The organism is Bacteroidota bacterium (genome assembly GCA_039111535.1).
Taxonomy (GTDB): domain Bacteria; phylum Bacteroidota; class Rhodothermia; order Rhodothermales; family JAHQVL01; genus JBCCIM01.
This window is the reverse complement of the sequence record JBCCIM010000070.1, coordinates 1-12,353: the sequence shown is the minus strand read 5'-3', so window position 1 is coordinate 12,353 and position 12,353 is coordinate 1. Positions and strand designations below refer to the sequence as shown.

Here is a 12,353-nt window from a genome sequence, read left to right as displayed (position 1 = left end):
ACTTCCGAGATTCTTGCAACTCCTTTCGGATTTCGATCAACTTTTTGCGTCCCGAATGGATTTCGGAGGAATGCCAAAGCGCATTTTAAACGAATCGGAGAAATGTGAGGGGGTTTTGAAGCCACAGTTCAGCGCTATTTCCGAAATGGACGCTGCCGTGGTTTGCAGCAAACTCAGTCCGCGTTCGAGGCGGGAGTTAATCAGGATTTTGGAGAAGCTATCCCCTGTTTGCGCCAGCCAGCGCCGCATTGTGGCCTCACTCATCGCAAAGTGATCTGCCACTTCTTTTGAACGCCAGGGATGGGTCAGGTCTGTTTCGAGTAACGCCCGGACCTGCCCCAGCGGACTATCATCAACCGGAGCCGTCAGGTTTACACCCATTGCTTTGATCCAGACAAGCAACTCGAGAAAGCGATGCGTCACAATTGGCGTCGGCAATGTCGCATCCGTCGTTGTATTCCGGACGGTGTTTAACATATGATCTGTTTCGCCTGGAGTTGGCGAAACCACTTGCACAGGCTGCGTAGTTCGTCCGGGCGCGGCATGTTCAAAAATTTGTGCAACAAGTGTCTTGTCGAAGGTAATCCCAACAGCGCGATAATCGGCGCCAGACCAGGTACGGTTTTCGATCATAACAACAGCGTCAGATGGAAAAACCATCACATCGCCCGTTTCTCCAATAAGCTCACTGCCACCCGCGTGCATGACCCGCTTGCTTCCGTTTTCAATAAAGAAAAGGGCCGTATCTCGAATGTACAGGTCGGAAAAGGTAGCCGTTGTTGCCTGCACAATGGGCAACACATAAATGCCAGGCGCCGGCTGATGGGCTGCTGATCGTTCAGGTGTATTTAACAAATCCATAAGCTCCTCAACAAAATGCGTTGATGCCCATTCACTTGTCTGTTTTTAACCAGTCCAACGCAGCCTTTACACCCTCATCATCATCTGATAGCGGATTCGGGTGGTATGGGATGTGCTCATCAGCTTCAACGTACGATTTGTGCACAACGCCGTCTCGGCTCTGGTATGTGCTAACAGACAGCATAAGTACTGACAAACTATCGATTGGTGTCCAATCGTTCACCGTGGTTAGTCCATGCGTCGGCTCGCCAAAGAACCGCGTTTTCTCGCGTCCTTTGAATACAACGGCAACAACCTCGCCTGAGCTCGCCGTATACATGCTCGTCAACACAGCTACTTTCGGCAGCCTCTCGTACCTACAGGCATTTTCCAACTGTACAGACTGATCGGCATAGTAAAAATCTCCATCTACTACGTGCCAGGTCACGTTTTCTTCCGGAGTCAACCCAACAGCTCCCCCAACGTGTCCGTCGCCGATAATGGCAGCCAGGCCTTCAACCATTGGAAACATGTTACCGCCACCGTTATAGCGCAGATCCACAACCCAGTCTTCCGCTCCTTTTGCCACTTGCGCACAAACAGCGTCCTGAATGTCTTGTGACATCTGCGTATTGTCGCCCATTGGCATGCCCACAATGCGTACATACCCAACACCAGGCGCGATCAGGTCGGCCCCAAAAGCGTAGGTCTGCCCAAGTTGGATTTGGTTGTACATGTCCACATCTATCCCTTTGAGATGGGGCTTTTCGGGGCCATTGTAAAACGCGATGTGCTGGTAGTTGTAGAGAAACCTGCCGTGCTCATCACCCAGGGTTGTTAGCATGTGTTGGATCGCTGGCCCAAGGTCGGGAATCGAATCTGCTTCAGCTGCAAGGCTGTATACTTCTCCCCGTAATGCTGGCCAGTCCACCCCGTTTCTATACATAGATGCTGATTCTGCGTGATCCAGCACTGTGTCTATTACCGCTTTTACGTCGGCCGGCACCTGGCTTTTGCAACTGCTTGCTAAGAAAAACAGGATAAAGATGATGATAAACCTGGACATAGCGCTAGCGATAGTTGGCATGGTCGGTGTAAGCTAGCAAAATCCCGGTGCATTCAAAAGCCGCAGCCGACATGACGCAGTATCTTCGCCTGACCGATGTTGAAGACATGTGACAATACGTGCGGTCTTCTTTCGATTGTACCTCGCCCAATTTGAGTCAGCCATTCAACGCCATGAGAAAGCAGAAAGGAGGTCCAGTTGGACCTCCTTTCCCCTATTTCATCTTGTTCACCATGGATTAATGGTTGACAGAAATACGGTGCAACCTACAGGCTGCTGCTTCATACGCTACTTTGGTTGTCTGGCGCGACAGACGCATCCCACTAACTGGTCCCCTGCAGTGCAAATGCGGTACGCCAAACGGCTTTAAGACATGGTTTAACCTCTGGAGGTCAGGTGAGCGTGCATGAAGATCATTTTGTTACTGTTTCTGCGCCGCAGTAACGGGGTCGGATTGTGCGATTTAACACATATTCTGACCAAACCCAATTTTTTGCCGGCAGCGAACTTCTACCAACCTATTTGTTTGCGTAATGATGGCGAAATAGGTATACCACCGGGTGTGTAGATTCTGGATTCAATGTCATCTGGCGGGCGCATGTATTCATAGCCAGGGCTGACGCGAAGCTGATTACGAATCCCAAGCAAGTACTTGATGCGGCTATCGAAATTGAATCCGGCTAACATCGAGCGGATATCAGCACTGGAAAGCCGGCGATCTCCCAGGAGCCCGTAAATGCGGATGTAGTCCTGCCTGATATCATACAGCACATCAAACTGCGACGGTGTTACTTTGCCAATGAGGTGCGCATAGTTGTTATTATTGCGGACGCGATACACGATGCCATATACGGATTCGCGCTCCAATCCACGCCGGCCTTCTTGCCAGCGGCTTACCATATCGAGCGAAGAAATCACTTCTTCCAGCCAGTAATAGCCGCTGTAATCGGTTAATTGATTGGACGCAATCTGTTGGCCTTTAGCGTTGCCAGGGAATAACACAAGCCCTGCAACCACCAGTAAAAACAGCATGGTCTTTTTCATGGTTGTGCCACATTTGAGTTATCAGGCATGAAAAGGCGGCAGCAATGCCGCACCTATACATTCTGACTCAGGCAACAAATTTGCCGCTGGGGGCTATTGAACAGAGAAGCTTATTTGACTTGAATCCTACAACGCAAACAGACCACTGGCCATTGTCATCATGCGCGCCTCTCTGACAACTCGTTTGATTGCCCTGCTCCTCATGCTGACACCCATAACCTCCTTTGCCCAGCAAGACCAGCACTTTACCATGAAACAGTACCGGTGGCAGCATCGCGTGGTTTTGATTTTTGCTGATGACCCAGCAACAAAGAACGTGAAAGCGCTCCTGGCATCCATTGAAGCAGATACCGCCGGCTTCGAAGACCGCCACATGGTCCTCATTCGTATTTTCGAGGGAAAAGCAACTACGGGTAAAACAAACATTCCTGCACAAGCCGCAGCGCAATTGCAAGCTGATTACAATGCTGATGCTGCCGCGTTCAGGGTTGTGCTTATCGGTAAAGATGGCGGGGTAAAACTCGACCGGACCCGTGCTACTTCATTACAGGACCTTTTTGCATTAATCGACACCATGCCCATGCGCCGGCAAGAAATGAGGCAGCAAGAAGCAAAGAAGCAACGCACATCGAAAAAAGGAAGCTAGTTTGCCGCAGCCCCATTCTCCCACACAGCCAGGGGCCGGCCGTGCCAGAGCCAGGCTATATAATCGATCAGCGGGGGCTCTGTACCAAGCTTCCGTAGCAGTGTATTTAATTGCGCGCGGTGGTGTATGCCGTGGCAACTGAGGTGTAGCATGGTTTCCCCAAGCGTTGTATCAGCCGGCTCGATGCCGAGTTGCCGGCCATAGTATTTAGACCAGGGCAACGACATTGGGCCGGGCAACCCCGTTTCATCTGCGTTGGCTAAAAATCCATGTAGCATTTTGTAGTGTGGGCGCATCCACGCATAAATTGCATCCAAAGACACAAAATCATCTGGTTTTAGCCGCTCAAAAGGCAACCCATTCCATTGCTGCAAATAGGCGTATTGCGCGTAATGGACGTGAAACAGCAACGCCTTGACGTTGTCATCTGCGATTGCTGCTTCATTCCCATACACCTTTTTCCACACCGTGGCGTCTGCCCAATCCATGTGCCTGTAAAGCTCTTCCAGCAAAGATTTATTTATCACGTTGCCTATCCCAGTTTGTTATAATGCCACGCGTTTTCCCACTACAGAACCAATGTAAATCCCCTCCAACTTGCCTACAAGTATATGCGCCAAATGTCTCTCCTGCTATAGTGCTAAACACGTATATTCCGTACGCATACCTGCCTGTTCCGTTGTACGTGTGTTTGCTGCATATCTTCTCTGGCAAACGCCCCAACACCTCTACTGGTATCCCCTTGCGCGCGCTGACCTGTATCCTGCAGATAATTTGTGCACGCGGCAGTTCATTATCATGCGATACGACTCACACAATCCATGGACTCTTCCCTCCTCAATAGCGGATATATTTTTCTAGTTGGCGCCTTTAGCACGTTGCCCCTGATGCTGTATGCGTGGCCTAGGAGACATTTCCCTACCGTACCATTTTTTATCATTGGCAGTTCACTTGTTTTCCTGTGGTGCCTGCTTTCTGCGGTGGATCATAGCCTTGGGGAGGCCATCGAGGCAAGAACAAGGATCAACAACATCATATACCTGCCGATTGCATTTTCCAGCATTAACTGGTTCTTTTTTGCGCTGTCTTTTACCCGGCGCAACAAATGGCTTACCTGGAAACACATATTGGTAGCCTGTATCATACCCGCTACCACCTCAGTTTTAGCGATCACGAATCAGCAGCACGGTATTATGTTCGGCCAGCCAAGCATGGTCGAAGTTACTAATGATTATTACATCTTTACCCGTGATTTACACGGCTGGTTTTGGGTCCACACCCTGTATAGCTACCTCGCCATTCTAATCGGCTCTATTGTAATCATCCGTGCTGTTTTTGGCAAAAGTCGCATTTACAGAAACCAGGGCGGCATCATGATTTTTGGTGCTCTGATCCCTTTCACCGCCAATATTACCTACCTCTTTTTCCAGCTAGAAATTGACATTACCCCCCTGTCGATGTCAGCTTCTGCCGTATTGTTTGCCTGGGGCATTTTCAGGTATAAGCTGTTCAACCTCGCCCCCGTCGCGAGGGCCACGGTCTTTGATTGTGTAGATGATCCGGTTGTCGTCCTTGATACCAATGAGTGTGTCGTTGACTTAAATCCTTCTGCGGCTGCATTGCTGGAATTACCAAAAAAAGAATTGATTGGCGAAGAGCTTTCTGAAGCTTGCCTTTATCCGCTGAATGAACTTGCAGATCACGGTGCTATCCCCGAAGACATAATTCTGCTCAAAAACGATGTAGAGACCTGTTACCGGGTATCGAGCAAACCCATCACTGGAGCCAAAGGGGATCACCTCGGCCGGTTGCTCATGTTGCACGACATCACGTCACTCAAGCAAAAAGAACGGGAGCTACAGCGCGCAAAAGAGAGCGCGGAGCAGGCAGCAACTGCAAAAAGCGAATTCCTCGCCACAATGAGCCACGAAATCCGTACCCCCATGAACGGGGTTATTGGCTTTACCAGTTTGCTGCTTGATACCGAACTGGATGCGGAGCAGTATGAGTTTGTCAATACAATCAGAAACAGCGGCAACAGCCTGCTGGCAATTATCAACGACATACTCGACTTCTCTAAAATCGAAGCCGGCAAAGTTAAAATCGACAAACACCCGTTTACCCTGCATACCTGTATAGAGGAGTCTCTGGACGCGGTGTGCCACACTGCAGCCCAGAAAGAATTGGACCTGGCCTATTTCATCCATCCAAGCGTACCCCATATCATATCCAGCGATGCCACCCGGTTGCGCCAGGTTTTGATCAACCTCCTGGACAATGCTGTCAAGTTCACCGAAGCTGGAGAAATCACGCTTCAGGTTGCCATAGAAAAATATCCCAAAGACGTTTCAGCCCCCTACTCGCTTCGGTTCAGCGTACACGACACTGGCGTAGGCATTCCACCGGCGCGCGTTGCTACCATTTTCGACTCCTTTACCCAGGTAGATAGTTCTACCACCCGCAGGTACGGAGGGACCGGACTCGGCCTGACCATCTGCAAACGACTCATCCAGATGATGGATGGCGCTATTGGCGTCGACAGCATTCCGGGCAAAGGATCTGAGTTTTATTTCACCATAGAAGCCGGTGAGCAGCAACGATCCGACCTGATTATGCCAGCAACGCGCACGCCCAGTATTATGGCCGGTCAACGCATTCTGGTTGTCAGCTGTAGTGAGCCCCGGTGCAATCGGCTTTCACACCTGTTTAAACGCTGGGGTATCCGGGCAGATTTTGTGGCCTCGGCGGTAGAGGCACTTACACGGGCAGACAAAAATGCAGGCAAAAACACTGCACCGTACGATGCCATTTTACTGGACAATCAACTACCAGAACTCGATGCCCGCAAATTGGGGCGCACTCTGCAGGCTCAGTATCAAGACAGCCCGCTCATCCTTATTTCAACGCGCAACTTTTCCCCATCCCCCAAACAAATTAAGCCGGCTGCCTTGCTCGAAAAGCCAATCAAGGAAGCACGACTTAAAAAGGTATTACAGTCATCACTAAGTTGGAAAAGTGCCAAAGAGCAGAAAAGTGATTACCTCATCTTTGATCCACAGTTAGGCCAAACACACCCACTTAACATCCTCATCGCAGAAGACGACGCAATCAACCAGGAACTTGCGCGACTATTTTTCAGGCGGCTGGGGTATACTCCGGATATTGTTTCCAACGGCAAACTGGTACTAAAGGCGCTTAAAGAAAAAGACTACGACGTTATTTTTATGGACGTCTACATGCCTGAAATGGATGGGCTTGAAACAACCCGCAGGATTATTTGGGATGACGAAGATGACTCGCGCCCAGTAATTGTAGCCATGACAGCAAGCGTAACACTGCACGACCGCAACCAGTGCACCCTCGCTGGCATGGACGATTTTATCAGCAAACCTATCCACCTCGAACACCTGGTCCGTATACTAAAGCAGTTAAAAGGACTGGATACTGCAAGCGAGGTAGTCTAACCCGCCGGCTGGTGTGTATAGTTAGTAGTTTTGCAATAAAAACTATATTGTAAAATAGCGGAACGATTCGCTCACTCCGTGCGTGTTTAACCTACGCACATCTTTATTACTCTTAGCACCATCAACATCTAGATGCTCCGATGTTTTTTGGGGAGCCATAAAGTGGCGTGGCGTATTGCAGGCCGGTTTTTCCGACAGTATTTTGTGGACGTCTGCTCAGTACGATTCATAAAAGACCACTACCCTAATTGTGTCCTGTTGGCAGTTCCTGCTTTTTTCGCCCATTAACGATTTTTGAATCCATAAGTAGTGTGGTAAGATCTGCGATTGCCTGTTTTTGAACGGGACAGGCATCAGTCAATCTCGACACATTGGTATTCATCCAGGATTTTTTGAAATCATATTGTGCCAACCATGGTGGCATGCTGTGTGGATTATCGCCACGCGCCAGCATACGTTGACCACAATCTGAGAAAGTTTTCCAGGTTGGATATCGGTACGTCATAAAGACCCAACCCACATAAAAGCGATCTGTCACGCTTACTCATTTTAAACTACCCCTTTATATGAGTAATCGAAAGTATATTACGCGCTTGAACTACCCCTCAAGCGGTGTTAAAGGCTGGTGGGTGCGTATTCCCCGCCTGAGCAAAAACAAGCTCTTTTCCGACAATATCTATGGCGGGACGGACGAAGCTGAACTCGCTGCGCGTGTTTGGCGAGACAAATTGCTCAAAGATGCACCGCCAGAAAAGTCTAAAACAGCTGATACCGGTGTTGATGGCCTGAATGTGAATTTCCGAAAAGGCAAAAACAAAATGCTTGCCTACCTCTCGATCGACCTGACCCGTAACCAGGATCGATTGCAGGCAACAATCTCTCTGAACCAGCGCCCGCTGCGCCCGGTATTGTGGGAAGCTTGCCGGCGCATGGGTGCCTTTCTGGAAACACACGAAGACGGTGAACTGCAAGAAATCGCCAGCGAGATCTTTTCAAAATCGCACGGCCGAATCCAACATATTTTGGACAAACATACCCCGGCGTTCAAAAAAGAAAAAGCTAAAAAAGGGTCTTCCCGATAATACAGACCGGAAGCAGCTGACTGTATCTGCAGCAATACATTTGCATCTGCCCACAGCATACAGTTAGCTGCATATGCGTGTCAGATTGGGTATACGATGCGTCCTGCTGGTATGGACAAGAAAAATGTCGCGTCTTGCGTTGAATCGCCTGTTTGAGGTGTGTCGCTTGTAACAGGTGGCGTTTTTTTGGTTTAGATAGCGTGTTGGATTACTCAAACAATCAATTTCCACAGTACTGCGAGGACAACGCAGGCGAATGCTGTAGAAAAGGCAATACGTTCCCATATCTTGGAAGAAAAGGACTTCATGGCGCTTGGTATCTGTTGGTCTGAAGGGCATTAAAAAGATAGCAACTACCCTACCGTCGTTCAATCACATACACATGTGAATCCGTGAATTCACAAAGTTCTGTCGCCTTTTTCACAGTAATATTTAACCATGTCATAACATGTATTTCCCTGTTCCTGCATCTCAGAATTCTGCTACAGTGTTTTGTTAGGCTAGTGCATAAGTAATCCCTAAATCAGCCAAGATCCGCTGCCGGCAGAAACGGTGATTTTATTGCGACACTTCATCGAAAAACGGAGGCCTACGGGGTTTCGATTACATCGAGCACAATCATTTCGCCCATAGTAATTTCTCCTTCTGGTGCATCGATGGGCATCGCTATGAGTCCCATCACTGCTGGATACTGATTTTGCTGCTCGAAATACTTGTAGAGTGCTGTGCCGCCAAAGACCGCAGCTGCCAGAGAAGCAAAAACACCAATTGCCCGACGCCGGGCTTTGGCATATCCTACCGGACAGTCTTTTGTACGCATGGTACCATCTGCTCTGCGATAAAACCGCACGCATTTGCGAGGCCCTTCAGTTTCTTTGATCAGGCTGGCTATTTCGTGTCCTGTTAAAGAAGAGAGGTTATAAACTGGGTGCTCACAAGCGGCACAAAACCGAACATGCTCACCACCTGTCATATTATCCCACGACTCGTGACAAGGGGAAGCCACAGTTACATTTTCAAAACCGTATTTCTGCTTTTTCATTTGAATACCCGCACTACTGATTGGCGTACTAACTGGTAAAAATGCAGCATATCCTGCCAGATTAGACAGGTCCCGGGTGTAGCTGCTGTTTATTCAGATCTGATATCTATCTAACGAGAATAAGGCGTGCTTTATTATGCGGGCGCCGGTCGTTTGCTTCACATCATTCAGTATTCAGGTTGATGCATAACAAAAAGGGCCGGCACTTTTCAAAGCGCCGGCCCTTTGTTTGAAACCTTGATAGAGCCATCGTTTCCTCAGGCCGTATAGGTGCTTACTTCACGAGCATCATTTTCTTGACAGAAGCAAAATTGTTCACTTCGAGCCGGTAGATGTATGCACCACTCGGATAAGAGCGCGCGTTGAATGCTGCATTGTGATAGCCTGCGTTCATTTCGCGATCAACCAGTGTATCAACCAGGCGGCCAAGCATATCGTACACTTTCAGTGTTACATGCCCTGCTTCTGGCAGGCTAAACGGAATGGTCGTCGTTGGATTGAACGGATTCGGATAGTTCTGCGTCAATGCATACTCCTCAGGCAATGCTGCTGCTGTTTGCTCCAACAGCAGTTCGTCGCTGCCGGCATTAGCGGCCGCTACGGTTGCCTGCGACATATCAGCAGCCCAGTGGCTGTCGAGCGTGATCGAAACATTCCGCTCCAACCATACATCTTTCGCCAAGAAGGCGCCTGTAGCCGTTACAAGCTCATTCATTACGATGCTACCATTTGGTGCAAATATGTTAACCTGCACTTCAGCGCTCTTGCCAAGATCTACCGCAGCCGGCTTCTCAAAGAGCCCGCCGTTTTCGCCGTTCATGCCTTCAACATAGAGCACAAATGTACTGGCATCAGCAACCGACGCATCAGCAGGTCCAATATCAACAGATTTCTGCGTTTCAACCCGGCCAGCAACGCGCATTGCACCAGCTGCCTCATAACGCATTTCTGAACCACGGTACATGGTTAGCGATGCAACATCATACTCACCACCCGTGAGAATGAGCGTTCCATTCTGACGCACCAAAATGTGTCCATAAGCATCGGCATCAATGCTGACCGTCTGATTTTTTTGTACAATCAGGACGTCATCCGTTGGGGTCCCGGTCTGGAAAGCAGGGAATTCGAATACAGGCAACGCCAGCGGTGTCGTTTCTTCACCGGTAACCGTACCCAGATTCTCCAACGTATTGTACGCAACATCACTGGCAACCAATGCCTGAGGCAGTACAAGGATGTCATCTGCCTTGAGCGTAAAGCCATCTGCGGTTACAGAGCGCTTGCCGATTGCCAGTTCATAGCCAGTCACCAGCGTTTCATCACCAGCACCTTGTACCAGCAAGTCACCGCTGTTGATGTAGCTGTTAAAGCCTACGTACATGCTGTTTGCTGCTGCAAGTACCGCAGTGCCCGGCAATGCCGGCTGGATTTCGACATAGAGCACCAGGCCGTCATGGTCTGAAGCGCGCAGCGGTGTTGTGTCGTCATCAAGCAGAATTAGCGGTGCACCGGCGTTGCCCCTGCCAAATGCAAAGTCATTCACAAATGGATCCAGTGCCACACTTGTTAGCGCATGATCCAGAACCTGCGACGTACCACGGAAGATAAACGAATACCGCTCTTCTTCAGGCAGATTCAACACCTGGTTTGTTAGATCCGGGTCAACCAGATCATCGCCACTGAGCAGGTTGTCATCCGGATTAAACACACCCCGAATCTGTCCTACAGCGTCTACATATCCATCAGAGAACTCATACGCATTGAAGTCCCCCACTACTGTAAGCCGCACATCAGCATTTGCATCTTGACGGGCTTGAACAATTGTAGCGATAGACTGTGCCTGCTCGAGCCGCTTGGTCCGGACACGCTCCCCAGAGCCATCATCGTCGATACCACTCAAAGAACGATTGTGGACAGCCAGTACTTCAATAGGGAACGCAGGTGCGCCACCAAGCAGGAAGTCTGCTTCCAAAAGAAGGGGTGGCCGGTCGTGCAGCAACGAGCCGTCAAAAGTTAGCAATTCGTCTGCTGCCAACTGCGTGACTGCATTTACCTGTACTGCGGATGGCCGAACCAGGAAGCCCACATCAATCCCACCTACATCATTGCCTTCAACCAGGTAAGCATCATAGATCAACGAGCCATCGTCGTTCTGAATCTGTGCAGCCAGATCTTCCAGTACCCCCAATTTCTCAGCTTCCTGTACAGCAATAATGTCAGGTGCTGATAGTACGTCGCGGATATAGCTGGAAAATTTAACGAGACGCGTCTGATATTCTTCAAGATCAACAACCGTCTCGTTGCCATCAGCTACGTCGTCAAACAACCGGAAGAGGTTAAGTGAAGCAACAGTGCCTTCTGTATCGCTCGCAGCACGCACAGCACCTGGCAACGTGGCCACATTGGCTGTCAGTTCACTCGCCCAGAGCTCATAGCCACCAAACTCATACCCCAAAGCCCCTGTAGCAGAGAACGTTGAGCCAAGCGGTAACAATACATTGTCGAGTCCAAGTTTGTCTGGATCCAGCTCAAATACCTCTGGATTGCCATCCCAAACAGGAAGCCCAGTCAGGCCTGGGAATTCGATACCCGGCTCGCGGAAGGTCTGTTCGCCACTTGCAACAATGTATGCTTCTGCTTCAGGATCAGAACCAAAGCTCTGGCTTGGTCCTGTTACATAGCCGTTTGCAATCGTGACCAGCATGCCTTCATACTGCTCGTATTCGGTGTCGTCTTGTGGCTGGTTCGGAGAGGGCAATGTTTCATCAAACACAATGGCTTCAGGAACGGTACCTGTACCAGTAACGAGCACTTCGGTAACATCGGTGAACTCGGTAAAGTCGAAGAACTCTACTACGGTACCGGTTACGGTTACCAGATCCCCCACACTTACAGAAGGTGCAGCTTCGAGGAAAACATAAATGCCATCTGACGTATTTTCGAGCCCATCTGTCCGGTCAGCCGGCGTCTGCATGAAGAAGCCTTCGGGCCCAACGGCAGTGACTACGTTGTTCTCAGACGTAACAATGGTATTTTCGAAAGGTGAGACAAAACTATCTCCCTGGATTTCAAAAATCTCAGCAATACCACCAACCACAACAGCACCGTTTTCTGTACCCGGTGTTGGTGCAATCTGATCATAAGATGCGGTATTGCGCTGCCCACCTTC

At 49.6% G+C, this 12,353-nt stretch carries 10 protein-coding genes; 3 read left to right on the top strand and 7 right to left on the bottom strand.

Annotated elements, in window-relative coordinates:
* Nucleotides 1–36 precede the first annotated feature (36 nt).
* The 3 genes from AAF564_12430 to AAF564_12420 form a co-directional block, all read right to left on the bottom strand.
* Nucleotides 37–861 carry an AraC family transcriptional regulator gene (locus tag AAF564_12430; GenBank protein ID MEM8486350.1) on the bottom strand — a complete coding sequence of 275 codons (825 nt, stop codon included), beginning with the start codon at nt 859–861 and terminating at the stop codon, nt 37–39.
* A 31-nt stretch (nt 862–892) separates the two neighbouring features.
* Entirely contained in the window at nt 893–1,927 is a 1,035-nt protein-coding gene (locus AAF564_12425) for a S41 family peptidase (protein ID MEM8486349.1), read from the bottom strand.
* A gap of 489 nt (nt 1,928–2,416) precedes the next feature.
* Complete coding sequence (locus AAF564_12420; protein MEM8486348.1) at nt 2,417–2,950, bottom strand: hypothetical protein; 534 nt, start codon at nt 2,948–2,950, stop codon at nt 2,417–2,419.
* A gap of 160 nt (nt 2,951–3,110) precedes the next feature.
* On the opposite strand from AAF564_12420, the gene AAF564_12415 reads away from it, so the two are divergent.
* Nucleotides 3,111–3,596, top strand: coding sequence for a DUF4174 domain-containing protein (locus tag AAF564_12415; protein ID MEM8486347.1), 486 nt, complete (start codon nt 3,111–3,113; stop codon nt 3,594–3,596).
* On the opposite strand, the gene AAF564_12410 is transcribed toward AAF564_12415, so the two are convergent.
* Entirely contained in the window at nt 3,593–4,123 is a 531-nt protein-coding gene (locus AAF564_12410) for a DinB family protein (protein MEM8486346.1), read from the bottom strand. The two genes, AAF564_12415 and AAF564_12410, sit on opposite strands and share 4 nt — an antisense overlap.
* Before the next feature lie 294 nt (nt 4,124–4,417).
* Between AAF564_12410 and AAF564_12405 the strand changes: the two genes are divergently transcribed.
* A complete protein-coding gene (locus AAF564_12405) occupies nt 4,418–7,060 on the top strand; it encodes a histidine kinase N-terminal 7TM domain-containing protein (protein MEM8486345.1) in 2,643 nt (880 codons plus the stop codon).
* Nucleotides 7,061–7,304: 244 nt separating this feature from the next.
* Here AAF564_12405 and AAF564_12400 read toward each other — a convergent pair whose 3' ends face one another.
* Entirely contained in the window at nt 7,305–7,598 is a 294-nt protein-coding gene (locus tag AAF564_12400; protein MEM8486344.1) for a hypothetical protein, read from the bottom strand.
* Between the two features lie 28 nt (nt 7,599–7,626).
* Here AAF564_12400 and AAF564_12395 point away from each other — a divergent pair, with 28 nt between their 5' ends.
* Nucleotides 7,627–8,142 (top strand): hypothetical protein, encoded by a 516-nt coding sequence (locus AAF564_12395; protein ID MEM8486343.1) that lies wholly within the window; start codon nt 7,627–7,629, stop codon nt 8,140–8,142.
* A 589-nt stretch (nt 8,143–8,731) separates the two neighbouring features.
* Here AAF564_12395 and AAF564_12390 read toward each other — a convergent pair.
* Together AAF564_12390 and AAF564_12385 are read right to left on the bottom strand one after the other, a co-directional pair.
* The gene (locus tag AAF564_12390) at nt 8,732–9,184 is read right to left on the bottom strand and encodes a hypothetical protein (GenBank protein MEM8486342.1); all 453 of its coding nucleotides are present in this window, start codon (nt 9,182–9,184) and stop codon (nt 8,732–8,734) included.
* 274 nt (nt 9,185–9,458) lie between these two features.
* The coding region (locus AAF564_12385) for a T9SS type A sorting domain-containing protein (GenBank protein MEM8486341.1) at nt 9,459–12,353 on the bottom strand (2,895 nt) is incomplete at its 5' end.

Excerpts from the sequence above, each read along its gene's own strand:
- AAF564_12430 (MEM8486350.1), bottom strand. The coding sequence starts at position 861 with ATGGATTTGTTAAATACACCTGAACGATCAGCAGCCCATCAGCCGGCG.
- AAF564_12405 (MEM8486345.1), top strand. The coding sequence starts at position 4,418 with ATGGACTCTTCCCTCCTCAATAGCGGATATATTTTTCTAGTTGGCGCC.
- AAF564_12420 (MEM8486348.1), bottom strand. The coding sequence starts at position 2,950 with ATGAAAAAGACCATGCTGTTTTTACTGGTGGTTGCAGGGCTTGTGTTA.
- AAF564_12395 (MEM8486343.1), top strand. The coding sequence starts at position 7,627 with ATGAGTAATCGAAAGTATATTACGCGCTTGAACTACCCCTCAAGCGGT.
- AAF564_12415 (MEM8486347.1), top strand. The coding sequence starts at position 3,111 with ATGCGCGCCTCTCTGACAACTCGTTTGATTGCCCTGCTCCTCATGCTG.
- AAF564_12425 (MEM8486349.1), bottom strand. The coding sequence starts at position 1,927 with ATGCCAACTATCGCTAGCGCTATGTCCAGGTTTATCATCATCTTTATC.
- AAF564_12390 (MEM8486342.1), bottom strand. The coding sequence starts at position 9,184 with ATGAAAAAGCAGAAATACGGTTTTGAAAATGTAACTGTGGCTTCCCCT.